At 64.2% G+C, this 16,687-nt stretch carries 13 protein-coding genes; 6 read left to right on the forward strand and 7 right to left on the reverse strand.

Annotation, left to right across the window (positions count from 1 at the left end; all coding sequences use genetic code 11):
• Positions 1-116: 116 nt before the first annotated feature.
• The gene (locus ACDC66_RS11095; protein ID WP_376696789.1) at positions 117-1,817 is read left to right on the forward strand and encodes a tetratricopeptide repeat protein; all 1,701 of its coding nucleotides are present in this window, start codon (positions 117-119) and stop codon (positions 1,815-1,817) included.
• Positions 1,818-1,842: 25 nt separating this feature from the next.
• Here the strand turns inward: ACDC66_RS11095 and ACDC66_RS11100 are convergent, their stop codons facing one another.
• Positions 1,843-2,472, reverse strand: a complete 630-nt coding sequence (locus ACDC66_RS11100) for an SCO family protein (protein ID WP_376696790.1) — start codon at positions 2,470-2,472, stop codon at positions 1,843-1,845.
• Positions 2,473-2,677: 205 nt separating this feature from the next.
• Between ACDC66_RS11100 and ACDC66_RS11105 the strand changes: the two genes are divergently transcribed.
• A complete protein-coding gene (locus tag ACDC66_RS11105; RefSeq protein WP_376696791.1) occupies positions 2,678-3,685 on the forward strand; it encodes an Acg family FMN-binding oxidoreductase in 1,008 nt (335 codons plus the stop codon).
• An 88-nt stretch (positions 3,686-3,773) separates the two neighbouring features.
• Here the strand turns inward: ACDC66_RS11105 and ACDC66_RS11110 are convergent, their stop codons facing one another.
• From ACDC66_RS11110 to ACDC66_RS11130, 5 genes are read right to left on the reverse strand one after another with little or no spacing between them, the layout of a single operon-like run.
• Positions 3,774-4,499 (reverse strand): sulfite exporter TauE/SafE family protein, encoded by a 726-nt coding sequence (locus tag ACDC66_RS11110; RefSeq protein WP_376696792.1) that lies wholly within the window; start codon positions 4,497-4,499, stop codon positions 3,774-3,776.
• Positions 4,499-5,284, reverse strand: coding sequence for an SDR family oxidoreductase (locus ACDC66_RS11115; protein WP_376696793.1), 786 nt, complete (start codon positions 5,282-5,284; stop codon positions 4,499-4,501). Before ACDC66_RS11115 ends, ACDC66_RS11110 begins: the two co-directional genes overlap by 1 nt.
• Positions 5,281-6,216, reverse strand: a complete 936-nt coding sequence (locus ACDC66_RS11120) for an SDR family oxidoreductase (protein ID WP_376696794.1) — start codon at positions 6,214-6,216, stop codon at positions 5,281-5,283. The genes ACDC66_RS11115 and ACDC66_RS11120 overlap by 4 nt, the downstream gene beginning before the upstream one ends.
• Positions 6,213-7,118, reverse strand: a complete 906-nt coding sequence (locus ACDC66_RS11125; protein ID WP_376696795.1) for a bile acid:sodium symporter family protein — start codon at positions 7,116-7,118, stop codon at positions 6,213-6,215. The genes ACDC66_RS11120 and ACDC66_RS11125 overlap by 4 nt, the downstream gene beginning before the upstream one ends.
• A 23-nt stretch (positions 7,119-7,141) precedes the next feature.
• Positions 7,142-8,890 (reverse strand): thiamine pyrophosphate-binding protein, encoded by a 1,749-nt coding sequence (locus ACDC66_RS11130; RefSeq protein WP_376696796.1) that lies wholly within the window; start codon positions 8,888-8,890, stop codon positions 7,142-7,144.
• A 231-nt stretch (positions 8,891-9,121) separates the two neighbouring features.
• On the opposite strand from ACDC66_RS11130, the gene ACDC66_RS11135 reads away from it, so the two are divergent.
• The gene (locus ACDC66_RS11135) at positions 9,122-12,208 is read left to right on the forward strand and encodes an efflux RND transporter permease subunit (RefSeq protein ID WP_376696797.1); all 3,087 of its coding nucleotides are present in this window, start codon (positions 9,122-9,124) and stop codon (positions 12,206-12,208) included.
• Positions 12,209-12,238: 30 nt separating this feature from the next.
• Positions 12,239-13,330 (forward strand): efflux RND transporter periplasmic adaptor subunit, encoded by a 1,092-nt coding sequence (locus ACDC66_RS11140; protein WP_376696798.1) that lies wholly within the window; start codon positions 12,239-12,241, stop codon positions 13,328-13,330.
• 337 nt (positions 13,331-13,667) lie between these two features.
• Here ACDC66_RS11140 and ACDC66_RS11145 read toward each other — a convergent pair whose 3' ends face one another.
• A complete protein-coding gene (locus tag ACDC66_RS11145) occupies positions 13,668-15,128 on the reverse strand; it encodes a winged helix-turn-helix domain-containing protein (protein ID WP_376696799.1) in 1,461 nt (486 codons plus the stop codon).
• A gap of 158 nt (positions 15,129-15,286) precedes the next feature.
• Here ACDC66_RS11145 and ACDC66_RS11150 point away from each other — a divergent pair, with 158 nt between their 5' ends.
• Together ACDC66_RS11150 and ACDC66_RS11155 are read left to right on the forward strand one after the other, a co-directional pair.
• The gene (locus tag ACDC66_RS11150; RefSeq protein ID WP_376696800.1) at positions 15,287-15,946 is read left to right on the forward strand and encodes a cyclase family protein; all 660 of its coding nucleotides are present in this window, start codon (positions 15,287-15,289) and stop codon (positions 15,944-15,946) included.
• Positions 15,933-16,568: a hypothetical protein gene (locus tag ACDC66_RS11155; protein ID WP_376696801.1), complete on the forward strand. Its 636-nt coding sequence runs from the start codon at positions 15,933-15,935 to the stop codon at positions 16,566-16,568. Before ACDC66_RS11150 ends, ACDC66_RS11155 begins: the two co-directional genes overlap by 14 nt.
• The last annotated feature ends 119 nt before the right edge of the window (positions 16,569-16,687 follow it).

The raw sequence follows: 16,687 nt of genomic DNA on the forward strand, positions 1-16,687 counted from the left end.
AGCGCCTGGTGGGTTTCTCCGATTCCGGCCAAGTTGTCGCCATTACGAGCGATTGACAGTTCGTGTCGAAGGGCGTATAGACATAAGGCTTGAGGGGGAAACGGAGGCTTGCTGCCATGAATGACTATTTGCGTTTTACCCTCGCTCTGATTCCGTTCTTGCTGCTTGCGGGCTGTTCACCTTCCGGCGATCCGCCGGCCGTTGAGACTGAAGAATCAACTTCCTATCTACCCGAGCTGGCGCCGGTCGGCGCCACGATGCTTGACGGCCTGGGTGATTACAGCCTGCCGATCGGCGCTTCCGATCCTGAGGTCCAGCGCTGGTTCGACCAGGGACTGTCTCTGACCTACGGCTTCAACCACCAGGCTGCCGAGCGGTCGTTCCTGCAGGCCGCGGAACTGGACCCGCAGTGCGCCATGTGCTGGTGGGGCGCCGCGCTGGTGCTCGGGCCGCACGTCAACGCCGGCATGAACCCGGCCAATAACGCGGCCGCCTGGGAGCGACTGCAGGCAGCGCAAGCCACTGCAACCGATGCGCCGGAATGGCAACAGGCCTATATTGAAGCCTTGTCGGCACGCTATGCCGAGAACCCGCCGGAAGACCGCAGCGGACTCGACCAGGCTTACGCCGACGCCATGGCTGAGCTGGTGGCCGCGCGCCCCGACGACCTGGATGCCGCCACGCTCTATGCCGAATCCTTGATGAACCTGCAGCCCTGGGACTACTGGACCATGGACGGCGAACCGGTCGGGCGCATCGACGAGATCGTTTCGGTGCTCGAGGGCATCATCGAACGCGATTCGGAACACGCCGGCGCGCTGCACTTGTATATCCACGCGGTGGAAGCGTCCGAACAGCCCGAGCGCGGCGTGGCCGCCGCCGATCGACTGCGGGACCTGATCCCGGGTTCCGGTCACCTGGTGCACATGCCGGCGCACATCTATGCGCGCGTCGGGCGCTACCACGACGCGGTTCTCGCCAACCAGCTTGCCATTGACGCCGACAACGCCTACCTGGCCGCCTGCCGGCCCGGCCCCGGCGTCTATCCACTGGGCTACGTGCCGCACAACCACCACTTCCTGTGGTTTGCGGCCAGCATGGAAGGGGCGCGCGAGATCGCCCTGGCCGCCGCCGCCGAGACCCATGCACGCACCAGTGACCCCGATATGATGCGCGCCCCGGGTTTCGACGGCATGCAGAACTTCGCGCTCACGCCCTTGTTCGCCAAAGTGCGATTCGGTCTGTGGGACGATATTGTTGACGAACCGAAGCCGGCCGACGACCTGCCGTACATGCAGGCCATGTGGCACTACGCGCAAGGCATGGCGGCGGTGCGAAATGACCGTATTGACGACGCGCGGACACATCATGAGGTGTTGGTTCAGGCCAGCACTGACCCGGAGATCGAAAAGCTCTTCATGTGGGAGCGTTATTCGCTGGTGCGCGGTGTTCGCGTGGCTGAGCGTGTGCTGGCCGCCGAGCTCGCCCACGCCGGCGGTGACCTGGAATCGGCCCTGGCCGCACTCGAGGCAGCCCGCGATATCGAGGATGACCTGCCGTACGACGAACCGCCGGGCTGGCACGCACCGGTTCGCCATACGCTGGGAGCGGTGCTGCTGGAGGCCGGTCGCCCGGAAGAAGCCGAGGCAGCCTACCGGGCTGAACTGCGCCGCAATCCCGAAAATGGCTGGTCGCTTTACGGGCTGGCCGAGGCCTTGCGCGCCCAGGGCAAGGAAACCGAAGCCGAGGAAGTGACAGCGCGTTTCGAGAAAGCCTGGGCCCAGGCCGACGTGACGCTGGCCAGTTCGCGATTCTGAATCGACTCAGCGGGTCGGGCGGGCTCTACCGCTCGACCCGCGTCAATCGGCCCAGGTCTTCGCTCAACGCGTCGACATCCAGAGGTGCAGTAAAGTAACCCCGCATCCGGCCTTCCGGATCAATCAGCACCAGCGCGGTGGAATGATCCATGGTGTATTCGCCGTTTCCCATTGGCACGCGAACGTAAGCCATTTGAAGACTCGTCATCAGGCGATCGAGTTCTTCTTTCTCCCCTGTCAGCGCCGTCCACTCGGAATTGAAATGGGCCAGGTATTCAGTCAGTTGGTCGGGTGTGTCGCGTTCAGGGTCGACACTGACGAAGACGGTTCTCAGCTGATCAGTTGAAATGCCGGCGCGCTTCTGCGCCGATGCCAGCATCGCCATGGTGGCGGGGCAGATGTCCGGGCAGTGCGTAAAGCCCGCAAACAGGACGCTCCAGCTTTCGGCGAACTGCGCTTGCGTGAATTCGCGGCCGCGCTGATCGAACAACCGAAACGCCGCCAGCGGACGGGGTTCGTCCAGCATGGTGGCGTGCGCGAGCGATCGTGCGGGATCTTCGCCGGAGCAACCCGCGATCAACAGGCAGGCGGCGGCCAGGTGGAGCAGGGCACATTCGGTTTTCACGGCAAGGCCCTCGCGCAAGGTGGGTTGCATGGATTGTACTTGGATGGGTTTCGCGGGGTAATCGCTCCCGGACGATTGTTGAGGGTGGATGTTGAGCATTCCTGTTCAGTTTAGGCATCAATGGACGCCGGCCGGGCTTGCCGGCTGAATACTCCTTCTGCGTTGATTCCGGTCAATGGTTCGTCGTTTCTGTGGCGCATACTTGGATACGGTGCGGGCGCGATTGGAGAATGACATGGACTACGCCAAGAGAGTCGATGAAATCTGGTGCCACCACGCGATCGATCCGTCGAAACGGGATGACGTCGAGCTCGTCAGGTACGCGACGCTCGCTGCATCCAGCCACAATACCCAGCCGTGGCTGTTCAGGCTTCATGAAAACGCAATAGAGATTCTGCCGGACCTGACTCGCCGCTGTCCGGCCGTTGACCCGGACGACCATCACCTCTATGCCAGTCTCGGCTGCGCCGCCGAGAATCTCCTTCTGGCGGCGCGTGCCGCTGGACTTGCCGGGCGTTGCAGCTACGATCCTTCGACATCGGGGGTGCGCATCGAATTCGAACAAACGACGCCTTCGCGCTCGGCCCTGTTCGAGGCGATTCCCCAACGTGAGTGCTGTCGGACGGAGTATGACGGAACACCGCTGACGGCGGAAGAACGGCAGCAGCTCGAGGCAGCCGGCAGCGGCGAGGGTGTATCCGTTTTGATGGTCACCGATGACGACCGCAAGGCACGGATTGCCGAATACGTGACCCGGGGCAACGTGGCGCAGTTCTGCGATTCGGCCTGGGCGCGTGAACTCAAACACTGGATCCGCTTCAATGGCCGAGCGGCCGCGCGCGCCGGAGATGGTCTTTACGGCCCGGCCATGGGCAGTCCCGACGTGCCCCGGTGGTTCGGTCGGCTGGCGATGCGCGTTGGCTTTTCCGCCGGCAATCAGAATCGCAAGGACCGGCGGCAGATCCTGTCGTCCTCGGCCGTTGCCGTGATTCACTCCGAGTCGAACGACAAGCCGCACTGGATCGAGGCCGGCCGCTGCTACCAGCGACTGGCGCTGCAGGCCACGGTGCTGGGCCTGCGTACCGCCTTCATCAACCAGCCGGTCGAAGTTTCAGCCCTGCGGCCGGAGTTCGCGCAGTTTCTGGGCATCGGCGATCGCCGCCCCGACCTGGTCGTGCGTATCGGCCGTGGGCCGGAAATGCCAAGATCCCTGAGACGGCCGGTTGCCGAAGTCATCACTTGAAAGGCGATGGCGCCATGACCGATCGGAACTTGCTGGACGAGCCTCGGAAAAAGGTACGAATTGACGAACGCATGGACTGCTTAACTGCCTATTGCGCGATCAGCGCGATTCCGGTGGCTACCAACAGCACGTACACCAACTGCCGAAACCGTCGCTCATCCAGTCGGTGGTGCAGGAAGTCCCCCAGCAGGTAGCCGATGCCGAGGACGGGCAGGTAGATTGCCACTCGGGGCAACGCGGGAATCAACGTGCCGTCGAACAGGAACACCATCGTCAGTCCGGCGTTGAGACTGAACCACACCGTCACCAGTGAGGCCCGCAGGCTGCCCTTGTCCAGTTTGGTGCCGGCCAGGGCGTAGACCAGCAGCGGGCCGCCGGAGGCGAACAGGCCGTGGGTGATGCCGGCGGCAATGGTGAGGATGCGGCTGAGCCACTTTGGGTGTTGATGGGTGGCGACATGGCGCCACAGGCGCCAGAGTTCCCGCAGGGCGAACCAGACGATCAGGCCGCCGAGCAGCATCTTGAGGAGGTTCTCACCCAGCCAGGGGCGCAGCAGGTAGCCGGCCGCAGTGCCGGCGGCCATCAGGGGCAGGACGAGTTTCAGCAGTAACGTCCTGTCGATGTGGTGGCGGTTCTTCCACGCAATGGTGCTGGTCATGAAGATGTTGAGCGGCACCAGGACCGGCAGCATGGCCGAGATCGGCAGCAGAAGAGCACCCAGGGCCAGGGCGATGACGATGGAGCCGAAGCCGGTAATGGCTTCGATGGTCGAGGAGAGCAGAATGCAGACACCCAGCCAGATCCAGGGCAGCATCAGCGCAGGTCTCCTTCGAACTTCCGCCGGATCAGTTTCAGGTACAGGCTCGGGCTGATTCGCCACAGCAGGCTGCCGATTTTCGACAGGCGGTCGGGGAAGAGCCAGCGCTTTCGCTTCTCGGCGGCCTTGACGATACGCTCAGCCATCCAGTCGGCGTCGCGCTGCTTGCCGACGCGGCTCTGGGCGTGTCCGGCCGCCTGGCCGTCGTGGCCCAGCGCATTCGCTTCGATGTCGGTCTTGAGAAAGCTGGGGTAGACCATCAGCACGTCGACGGCGTCGTCTTCAAGTTCCATGCGCAGCACTTCGAAGAACTGCGTCAGCGCGGACTTGGCCGCGCCGTAGGCTGCGCGGCCGGGCAGGGGCATCCAGCCGGCCATCGAGCCGATGTTGACGATCTGGCCTTTCGATTCGCGCAGCAGATCCAGGCAGGATAGGGTGAGCTCGATCGGGGCCTGCCAGTCGACCGCCATGACCTTTTTGAAAACCGCCGTGTCGGTTCGGTGCGCCGGCGAGCGGTGGGTGATGCCGGCATTGTTGATGAGTATGTCGAGCTGCCCGAATGCGTCGCGAGTGGCATCGACCAGTTCGGCGATGGCGTCGGTATCGGTGACGTCCATCGATTGAGTGAGCACGCGATCCGGGGCGTCCAGCTCCCGTTCGAGATCTTTAAGTTTTTGTTCGTCGAGATCGGCCAGCACCAGGCGGTGTCCGGCATCGAAGTAGCGCTTCGCCAGGGCACGGCCCAGGCCCGCGGCCGCGCCGGTGATCAGCACGACCTTCATTCCGCCTTCTTGCCCACGGCGTGTTCGGCGAAGTAATCGAAGGTCTCGGCCGAGGTCATTTTCGGGGTGTAGCCGAAGTCTTCCTTCAGGCGACGGTTGGAGAGCACGGGGCGGTAGCGCAGGAAGTCGATCTGCTCGGGGCCGGTGGGCTTGCCCAGCAATTTGGCGATGCGCAGTCCCGTCTTGACCAGGCCGACGGGCAGGGTGAGCGTGGGCTTGCCCAGGCGGCGGGCGATCTCGCGCATGTCCAGCGCGCCGTCGCCGGCCAGGTTGTAGACGCCCCCGGCGTCCTCACGGATGCCTTTTTCAAGAATGTTTAGCACGTCCTCGTCCCAGATGAACACGAAGGGCGAGTCCTGGCCATTCAGCACCAGGATGCGGCGGGCGGTGAACAGGGCGGTGATCTGGTTGCGGGTGTCGGCGCCCAGCACGGTTCCGGGACGCAGGACAAGTTGTTTCAGTTCCGGGTGGAGCTTGCGGTAGCGCGCCAGCATTTCCTCGATGCGACGCTTGTGGTCTGCGTAGGCGAAAGTCTCGTTGCCCCGCAAGGGATCGTCCTCGTCGATCCATTCGGGATTGTCGGCGTGATAGCCGTAGGCCGCGCCGGAGCTGGTGACGGTCAGGTGCTTTACGCCCGTCTCGATGCAGGCCTGGACGACGTTGCGTGTGCCGCCGACATCGATGTCGAAATCGCGCTGGCGATCTCTCGAAGCCTGCAGCACGGAGGCCAGGTGAACGACGTGGGTGATGGCGTGGCTGCGCATCACCTCGGTCAAGTTTAGTGATCGTATATCAAGTACTTGTAGTGGAAAGCTCAAGTTATCTCGATTCCGGATATCGGTGCCGAAGACCTCGAAATCGTGGGCCAGGCGATTGCCGAGCTGGTGGCCGATGTAGCCGGCCGCGCCGGTGATCAGAATGCGCTTGTTCATGGCGCCTCCGCGGCGGCTTGCCGCGGTTCGGCCGGGGGCCTGCGAGCCCACCATTGCGACAGGGTGATGCCCGCGACCAGGTGCCACACGCCCCAGAAGCCGGCGACCAGCAACATGCCGCCGGCTTCGGGGAAGAAGGTGAACAGAATCACCAAACCCAGCCCGGAATTCTGGATGCCGACTTCCATGGTGACCGCGCGACGGTCGGCGTCGGGAAGTTTGACAAGACTGGCCATGCCGAAGCCCAGGCTGAAGGCGAGCAGATTGTGGCCGATTACCAGCCAGACGAAGGTCTGAAATTTCTCCAGGAAGGTATTGAAATTCATGGCAAAAGCGATGCCGGCAAAGCCCAGCAACACCAGCAACGAAAACGCCCGCAGGGGCTTCTCGCTCTTCTCGGCCAGCTTTGGCCAGTGCCGGCCGGTGAGCATGCCCAGCACCAGCGGGATGCCGAGGACCAGCACGACCAGCATCAGGATATTGCCCGGGTCGATCTGGATGCTCGTCAGGTACTCGCGGGTGTAGGGATTGAGCCAGCCATAGAAGGCGAAGTTCAGCGGCGTGAGCAGGATGGCGGCCAGGCTGGACACCGCCGTCATCGACACCGACACGGCGACTGAGCCGCGGGCCATGAAGGTCATGATGTTGGAAAAATTGCCGCCGGGGCAGGCGGCGATCAGGATCATGCCCAGGGCGATTTCCGGGTCGAGTTCGAGCAGCCAGGTCACCAGGCAGGTCGCCGCCGGCAGCAGGAGGAACTGCGCGACCAGGCCGGCGGCCGGTGCGACGGGTCGTCGAATGACGCGGGTGAAGTCGGCCGGGCGCAGGGTCAGCGCCACGCCGAACATCATCAGCGCCAGAATGACGTTGAGCAGAATCAGGCTGTCGGGATCGAAGCGCACCGGGAAAGTCTACCCGCCTTTAATTATCCCTTCGGTTCTTCGTGCATCTTCTTAAAGTGCATCAGACCGGGGGCCCACATGTGCTTGACCGGGTCGACGTCGACGTGGATGACCGCGCAGCCCTGATAGTCGATCGCGCGCTGCAGTGCGCCTTTCAGTTCTGCCGGATCGGCGACGCGTTCTCCGTGCGCACCCATCGCCTCGGCCACCTTGTCGAAGGCGATCTCTCCCAGGTCGGCCTTGATGGTCTCCTCGGGCTTGAGCGACTTGAACATCAGGGTCTTCAGGGGTTTGAGCGCGAACTGCTGGTTCATCTTCACCATGCCCCACTGCTTGTCGCACAGCACGATGTAGACCACCTTCAGCTTGTTGCGCACGGCCGTCTCGATTTCCTGCGGATGGAAGCCGAAGGCGCCGTCGCCGATGATGCAGCACACCGGCTTGTCGGGCCGGGCCACGGCCGCACCGATGGCCTGGGCCACGCCGGCGCCGAGCATGCCGAACTTGAAGGTCGAGAGCACGCGGTTGGGCACGCGGGCACGGTGGTAAAACATCGCCCAGATGGCAGTGTTGCCGCCGTCGGCGACGATGGGGGAGTCGGCGTCGAACACTTCATTGCAGGTGGCGGCTACGTGCGCCGGGTGCATGGGCACACCGTCGTGTTCCAGTGCCTTGTTCCAGTCGGCGCGGTCCGATTCCATGGTCTTGCCGTAGCCGGCCACCCGCTGGCGGCGTGCGTCCATGTTGGCGACCTTGCGCTCGGCCAGTGCCCGCGCCAGGGCGTCCAGGAACTTGCCGATATCGGCCTGGATGGGCAGGTCGGCGGGCTTGTTCAGCCCCAGCATGTTGGCGTCGAGATCGACCTGGATGGTGGTCTGCTCGGCCGGTTTTCTCCAATACGGCGGCTTGCCCCACCAGTCAGTCTCGCCCACGCGTGATCCCAGGATCAGCACGGTATCGGCCTCGTTGCGCACCTGGTGATTGAGCTTGACGTGCGGCATGGGCATGGCCAGCGGCGAGTCTTCGCCGATCACGCCCCTGGCGGCCCAGCTGGTGGTCACCGGCGCGTGGAGTTGTTCGGCCACGCGCTCAAGGGCATCGAAGGCCTGCGCGTGAATCACCCCGCTGCCGGCGTGGATCATCGGTGCTTCGGCGCGGCAGAGCAGTTCGGCGGCCTGTTCAACCTGCTCAGGCGTAGGCGCGGTCGGCTCGGTGTTGCGGTACTGCTTCGGTTCCCACAGGGCGGGCAGGGCCTTGAACTTGCCGTTCATGATCGTCTCGGGCACGTCGACGTGGACCACGCCCGGCCGGCCGTCCCAGCAAGCGCGCAGGGCCTTGCGCATCAATTCGGGCACGCGCTCCCACGAAGAGACCGCTTCTGAGAACTTGCCGATCTGGCTGATCACGCCCGCCTGGTTGAAGCACTGGTAGGCGCCGCCGCGGTCGGGATACATGATCTCGGGCCGGCGCGCGCTGGTGATGGCCAGTACGCGGTTGCCCTCGGCCTGCTCGACGACCAGGCCGGGCAGGATGTTGGCCACGCCGGGGCCGTTGGATGCCATGCACACGCCCAGTCGGCCGGTCAGGCGCGCGTAGGCGCCGGCCATGTGCGCTGCGCAGGTCTCGTGGCGCGGTGTGACGATCTCGATGCCCAGCCGGTCGAGTGCCTCGTAGAAGCCGAAGTAGGTGCCGTCGATGATGCCGAAGACCTTCTCGATGCCTTCGGCCTGGAGCATGCGGGCAATCAATTCGCCGCCGGGATGTTCGGCCATGCCTGTCCTTTTTGTGAGCGAGTGGCGCCATCGGCGCGAAAGTTTCCAATGATTCCAGTGTAGGCGATATTGGTTTCGAGGCGGGTTTGTTGTTTCACAACAAGAGGTTGAAGCGATTCTTAAGCCCTCTTTCGGAATCATTCCGAATGCTTAGGGATGGTTTCAGGACTCGATGGACGGCGATGCGCAGGATGGATTGCACATTCATCACGTCCATTACGGAATCGCGCCATGAACCTGTTCAAGCTCTCACACGCCAACCCGGTCGCCACCGTCGTTGTCTTTCTCATCGTCGCCATCATGGGCCTCGCCGCACTGTTCAAACTGCCGGTGCAGCTGACCCCCGATCTCGAGCAGCCCAAGATCACCATCCTCAATTACTGGCGCGCAGCGGCGCCGGCCGAAATGGAAGCCGAGCTGGTGGAGCCGCAGGAGGAAGTGCTTGAGACGATCGTGGGGCTGGAGAGCATCAGCTCCTCGGTGCGCGCCGGGATGAGCATTACCACGCTGAACTTCCAGGTGGGCACCGACATGCAGATGAAGCTCATGGACGTGATCAACGCCATGAACCAGGCCCCGCCCCGACCGCGTGACGCCGAAGAGCCGATGATCAGCCTGGGCGGGCTGGAGCAGCCACTCGCGAGCTTGCTGATCCGCAAGACCGCGGATGGGGCCGACGGTGATTTCACCGCCGACCAGGAGCTGATCCGCCAGGCCGTGGAGCCTGTCCTGCGATCGATTCCGGGCGTGACCGATGTCGGTCTCAACAGCTTCCGGGAGCCGCAGCTCGAGATCGTGTTCGACCCTTACCGGATGGCCGCGCTGGGCCTGCAGCTCGACACCCTGCTCGCGCGCATCCAGAGCGCCGGCGATGTCTCCGGCGGTTTCGCCTCGGTGGGGCGGCGCGAATACACGGTGCGTTTCGCCGGCCAGTACCTGGCTGACGAGTGGGCGCAGATGATCGTCGCCTACAACGACGGCCGGCCGGTGCGCCTGGGCGAGATTGCGGAGGTGCGCCAGGGCCATGAGCCGATGCGGGGGTTCGCCTACCGCGACGGCGATCCCGCCTTCTACATCCAGCTGTTCGCGACGACCAACGCCAACACCGTTGAACTGATGACCGAGCTGAAAGAGCGTGTCGCAACGATCAACGCCAAGCACCTGACCGACGCAAACATGGAGCTGATTCTCAGCTTCGACTCGTCGGAACACATCAAGCGCGCCGTCGCGCTGGTGCAGGGCAACCTGGGCCTCGGTATCGCCCTGGCGATGGGCTTGCTCTACCTCATGCTGCGCGGCTGGCGCGCGACCGTGTTGATCGCGCTGACCATTCCGGTCTCCCTGCTGGCCGCGCTGCTGGTGCTCGACCTGCTCGGCCGCAGCCTCAATATCATCTCGCTGGCCGGCCTGGCCTTCTCCGTCGGCCTGGTTCTGGATGCGGCGATCGTGGTGCAGGAAAACATCGTCAGGTTGCTGCAGCACGGCAGGCCGCTGAAGAAAGCGGTGGTGCAGGGCACCGTCGAGGTCGCGCCGGCACTGTTCGCCTCCACCCTGACCACGGTGGCGATCTTCACGCCCATCGTGTTCATGCAGGGCGTGGAAGGCCAGCTCTTCTTCGACCTGGCGGTCAGCATGGCCGTGGCCGTTTGTGCCTCCATGCTGGGCGCCTTCTTCCTGGTGCCGGTGGTTGCCGGCATCTTCCTCAAGCGCGAATCCGACGGCGGCCAGCCGCCGCGCTTCTGGCACAGGCTGGCGCGGCGCTACCTGTCGCTGGCGGGTACGGACCGCCGCGCGCTGCTGTGGCTGCTTGTGCTCGGCCCCGGTGCGGCGGCGGTGATCTGGGCGCTCACGCCCGACACCGACTTCCTCCCCGAGGCCAAGTGGGAAGGCATCATGACCGTCTTTTCCGTGCCGCCGGGTGCCAGCTACGAAACGCTGGAAAACGAGATCGGCCGCACCATCATGCGTCGGCTAGAGCCGTACCGTGCCGGCGAGAAGTCGCCGGGCATCAGTGGCTACAACCTGGCCATGAGCGAGGGCGGGAAGATCCTGTTCGTCTATCCCGAAGACCCGCGGGAGGTGCACAACGTGCTCGAACTCTTGCGCACCGAGATCCTTGCGGGCCTGCCCGACACACGCGCCTTCTCGTTCCAGTCCTCGCTGCTGAGCCTCAACGTCGGCGGCAGCCGTTCGGTCTACCTGAACTTCAACGGCGAGCTCGATGACGCATCGCGCCAGGTGGCGGCGCAGACCATGCAGCGCATTCAGGCCGAGATCCCTGGCGCCGGACTCCGCCCACTCCCCGGCCTGAACGACGCCCAGCCCCAGTTGGTGCTCAAGCCCGACGATCACGCCGTGGCGCAGGCCGGGCTCGACCGCAGCCAGGTTGCCAGTATGGTGCGCGCGGCCACCGGCGGCCTGTACGTCGGCGAGCAGTTCGACGGCAGCCGCCGCCAGAACATCATCCTCAAGGCGCCGCGCTGGAGTGCGCCCGAGCAGTTGCAGGCCGTGCCTATGGCCACGCCGCTGTCCGGTGTCCAGACCCTCGGACAACTCACCCGGGCTGAACGCCGGGCGGGCCCCACCCGGCTTCGTCGCTACAACGGCGAGCGCACCTTCACCCTGGCGATCACGCCGCCGGCGGACATGTCGCTGGAAACCGCGCTGGAAAAGCTCGAGCCGATCATGGCCGATGCGCAGGCGCAGGTCAGCCCCGGCATTCACCTGATGCTCTCGGGTGGTTCCGATGACCTGGCCGACACGATCAACACCATGACCTGGAACTTCGCCTTCGCCGTGCTGGTGCTGTTCCTGCTGATGACCGCGCTGTTCCGTTCCACCCTGGACAGCCTGGTGGTGCTCGCCTCCATGCCGATGGCGCTGGCCGGCGGCGTGCTGGGACTGTGCGCGCTCAACCTGTTCGCCTTCCAGTCGCTCGACCTGCTGACGATGATCGGGTTCGTGATCCTGATGGGCCTGGTGGTCAACAACGCCATCCTGCTGATCGACCGGGCCCGGCGCGGGCGGGACGAAGGGCTTTCCGACGAGGAGTCCGTTCGCATGGCCGTGGAGACGCGTGTCCGGCCGATCTACATGAGCACGCTCACCTCCGTGGTCGGCATGCTGCCGCTGGTGCTCGTGCCCGGCGTGGGCAGTGAGATTTACCGCGGACTGGCCGTGGTGATCGTCGGCGGCATGCTCACCAGCACGCTGTTCACCGTCGTTTTCATGGCATCGGCGCTGCGGCTGATGGCGCGATTGCGCGCTCGCCGTGACTTTGCCGAAGCCGAAATCAATGCCGCAGTCCAGACGTCCTGATCAACCATCCTCCAAACGGGAGTACACGATATGAACCCCATTCAGTACATCAAGAGCATCATTGTTCTCGTCTCTTTGTTCCTGGCGCTGCTGGCCGAACAGGCCCCGGCCGCCCAGCACCCCGTGGTCTCCGTGGTGCCGGTCGAATCCGACCAGGTCAGCCCGACCCTGATGGTTACCGGCACCGTGCAGAGTCGTTTCGACTCGTCCGTGTCGGCCGGTATTGCCGGGTCGCTGACCTGGGTGGCCGAGCCCGGTACGCGGGTTGCGGAGGGCGAGCCCGTCGCTCGTCTCGACGCTCGCCCCTTCGAGCTGGCGGTGCGCGAACTCGAGGCAAGGCTGAACAAGAAGCAGATCGAGATTCACCGCCTCGAGCAGGATCTCGAGCGCTATCGGCGACTGCAGGAACAACAGTCGATCTCCGCGCGTGAAGTTGACTCGCTCGAGGCCGACCTGGGCATGGCCCGCTCGGACGCCGAGCTATTGGAGGTCGAAATCGACCGCGCCCGCGACGACCTGGCGAAGACGCGAATCGTTGCCCCTTTCGACGGCATGGTGACCCAGCGCTTCCAGCAGCAGGGCGAGAGCGTGTCTGCCACGCAGCCGGTAGCAAAGCTGGTGAGTACCGAGTCGCTCGAGATCCGCTTCTACGGCCCGCTGGCGCACAGCGCCTTGCCGGCCGCCGTGGGGCGCCTGCGCGTGCACTGGGGCTCGGGCAGCGCCGAGATGGCCGTGCGGGCGACTGTGCCGGTCAGCGATGAGCAGTCGCAGAGTTTCCTGGGCTACCTCAGCGTGCCGGCCGAGATGGCCGCTACGTTTCGCATCGGGCAGCTGATCAGCGTGGCCGTGCCCACGGCCCTGCCGTCTGAACAGTACATCGTGCCGCGCGACGCGCTCGTGCTGGGCGAAAAGCAGATCCGCGTGTTCGTGCTCGACGAGGAAGGCAAGGCGCGGGCGATCCCCGTCGAGGTCGGCGCAAACCATGGCGATTTCATCGCCGTGGAGGGCTCACTGAGCGCTGGCCAGCAGGTGATCGTACGCGGTGCTGAATCGATTCGCAGCGGCGACGAGGTTACGGTTCTCTCATCAGAGGAGTTTCCGGTTACCACGCTCAACAGCTAGGCACTCTACTTGTCGTCCCGGAAATGGCGCCCTTCTTGTCGTCCCGGAAGCTGCGAAAGCAGCTATCCGGGACCTCGCATCCATCGGCTGGCACTGAGTCGAGCCGTGCCGATCTGCGCTGTGCGAGGTCCCGGCTCTACGCTTCACGGAGCCTGCCCCGGACTAGATCCGGGGGCCGGGACGACAAGGTGTCGGCGGGCGCTGGGACAGGCCGTGCAGGGCGTTGGGGTGCGAGGTCCCGGCTCTCCGCTTCGTTCCGGCCGGGACGACACCGGTTGGGAGGGTTATGCAACTGTCGTCCCCGAACCCCGTCAGCGGTTATCCGGGCACTCGCGAGTCAATCGGAAGACTTCGGATCGCCTGCCCGCTGCGGCAGGCGATCCAGCAGTTCGGCAAAACGCGGATCGTTGCGCAGGGGCAGGTCGTGCGGATCGACGTTGACCATCAGAATCTGGGGCTGGCGTTCGTCGACAGCTTCGTTCAGCCAGTGAAAGGCGTCGTCCGGGCGTTTCGCAACCACCGCGTAGCGCGCCCAGGCGATGGGCGGACGATAGTGACCGACATTGGCTTCCAGCCGTTCGTCCAGCATTCGGGCGAATACCGCCTCGAGGCCTTCCTGTTGGAACAACCGGGAGTAGTCTGCGATGAGATCCTCAGCGACCCCTTGCTCCCGCATTAGCAGGATCAGTTGATCGAATGCCATTGCACCGTCGTCGAGGAGCAGGCCTAGGCGGTGCAGCATTCTGCCGTAGTGTCCGGACTCCGATTCGGAGTTCATCAGGCGGCGGGTTTCGGCCACCGCTCGCTCGAATTCACCGCGCATGGTGTAGACGAAGCTCATGTTGATAAAACGGTACCAGGCCGGGTCAGCCTCGCGCATGCGCTGGAGAACTTCCTCTGAACGTTCGAATTCGCCCAGCGACAGCAGGAACTCGCTGTATGGAAGGTAGTTCTGCGGGTCGTCGGGCGCCAATTCGATCGCCCGCTCATAGGCATCTTCGGCTGCCTGCAGGTCCCAGTCCGCCAGCCAGTACAGCTCGGCCTTGCGCAACCAGGCGCGGGCGTTGTCGGGATCGATCTCCAGCACGCGGTCGAGCAGGGCGTGGACCTCGTCGGCGTAGAGGTCGATGTCGAGGAAACCGTTGAGCGCGCTCAGGCGAAGCTTGGCCGCGGCGATCCCGAGGTAGGCTTCGGTATCGCCGGGTCTGTGTTCGAGCACATCCCTGAAGCCCGCGATGGCCTGGCGAAGGGCTTCGGGCTCGTTTTCAGCCAGACGCTCCTCGGCCTGCTCCAGCATCTGGCCGACGTCGGCGCCGACTTGCGCCGACGGCGGTGAAACCGGCTCGGGGGAGGGGCGCTGGCTGACCCACCAGCCGCCCAGGGCGGCCACCAGCAGGCCGACGCCGACGATACCCGACGACAGCCACCAGCCCGTCCGCGACCCGGCGGCTGAATAAGGCCGTTCCGGTTCAACGGAAACACGCCGGGTTTCCGGCAGCCAGATATAGCCCGTGCCGGTCACCGTGCGGATGTATTTCGGTGCGGCGGCGCGATCGCCGAGCACGCGGCGTAGCTTGCTGACCGCCACCGACAGGCTGTCCTCGTTGACGATGCGTCCCGGCCAGATTTCCTCCATCAGCCATGTCTTGGTCAGCACCTGCCCAGGCCGGCGACAAAAAGCGTGCAGCAGGTCGGCAACCTTTTGCTCGAGGATGACGTCATTGTCGTCCAGGCGCAGCCGCCCCTCGCGCGGGGCGAAAGTGGCGTTTTCAAAGCTGTATCGAATGGAATGATCCATGAAGAGGCCTTTGCAGGGTCGACTCCTGAAATCAGTGGCCAGTGGAGAGGGCAATGATAGTCCACGCCGTGCCCCGCTGCGCGTACCATGATTTCGAAGAACGAATGCTGCCGAGTGCCCGGCTTCGCCGGTTGCCAACAAGAGCGAGGAGCGACCCGATGACCCGCCTCATCGATCTCAGCCACACTGTCGAAGACGGCCTGATTACCTATCGCGGCCTGCCGGCGCCGATCGTTTGCGATTTCCTCTCTCGCGAGGCGTCGAAGGAACACTACGAAGACGGCACAAGCTTCCATATCGGTCGCATCGATATGGTGGCCAATACCGGCACCTACGTCGATTCGCCGTTCCACCGCTTTGCCGACGGCAAGGATCTGTCGGAGCTGGAACTCGAAAGCCTGGTGGATCTTCCCGGGCTTTGCGTCCATCTCGATAAGCCCCTTTCCACCCGCGCCATCGGCCCCGAAGCCTTCAATGGCCTGGACGTCGCCGGCAAGGCCGTCCTCGTGCATACCGGCTGGGCCCGCCACTGGAACACTGACGCCTATTTCGAAGGCCATCCGTTCCTGACGCGAGAAGCGTCCGAATGGCTGCGCGACAGCGGGGCAGGCCTGGTCGGCATCGACTCGCTCAACATAGACGATATCCAGGACGGAAAGCGGCCGGTCCATACCACGCTGCTGGGTGCCGACATTCCGATCGCCGAACACCTGCGCGGGCTGGAACAATTGCCCGAGATCGGTTTCACTTTCCACGCCGCACCGGTGAAAGTGCGCGGCATGGGGACATTCCCGGTTCGGGCTTATGCCGTCGCCTGAACAAATACTGACGGGCTTGCAGGCAATCTCCAACGACTGGCGTGGGCTGGCGACGATCTGGCATGTATTTGCCGGCACCATGCTCCTGGGAATTGTCTTCGGGTTGCGGCTGTCAAGACGGGTCATGGCTTCCGCGCTGACCCTGCCCTTTATTTCAGTCAGCGTTCTGGCCTGGTTGCAGCCCAATCCCTTCAACGGCGGTATATTCGCCCTCGCCGCGGTCGTGCTGCTGGTGATTGCAGCGCGCTTGCCGCGCGGCGTTATCGGCGTGGCGTCGGGTCCGCCACTGTTCGCTGGCGTACTGATGATCGCGTTTGCCTGGATTTACCCGCATTTTCTAGACGACGCAACGCTGCTCGATTATCTGGTCTCCGCACCGCTCGGACTGGTTCCTTGCCCGACGATCTCGATGGTCATCGGAATATCACTGTTGCTGGGCGGTTTCGGCTCCAGGAGCTGGTGCTGGACTCTTGCGATACTCGGGCTTTTCTACGGGGTTTTCGGCGCGGTTCGCCTTGGGGTGGCGTTGGGCTGGTTGCTGCTGGTCGGCGCACTCGCTTTGGGCGCCACCGGTTATTTCCGCTGTCGCCCCGACCGCGCAGGCGTCACTGGCGAAGCCTGAAGCCCGGTTACCAATCCCAACCCTGGCGCTCGCAATCGGGCGCGCTGAATGCTGCCGGGAAGGATACAGGCCGCTCCTTAGATATGTTCGCTGCCGTACATTACTTGCGCGCCAAATAT

This window comes from Wenzhouxiangella psychrophila, assembly GCF_042310375.1.
Classification (GTDB): domain Bacteria; phylum Pseudomonadota; class Gammaproteobacteria; order Xanthomonadales; family Wenzhouxiangellaceae; genus Wenzhouxiangella.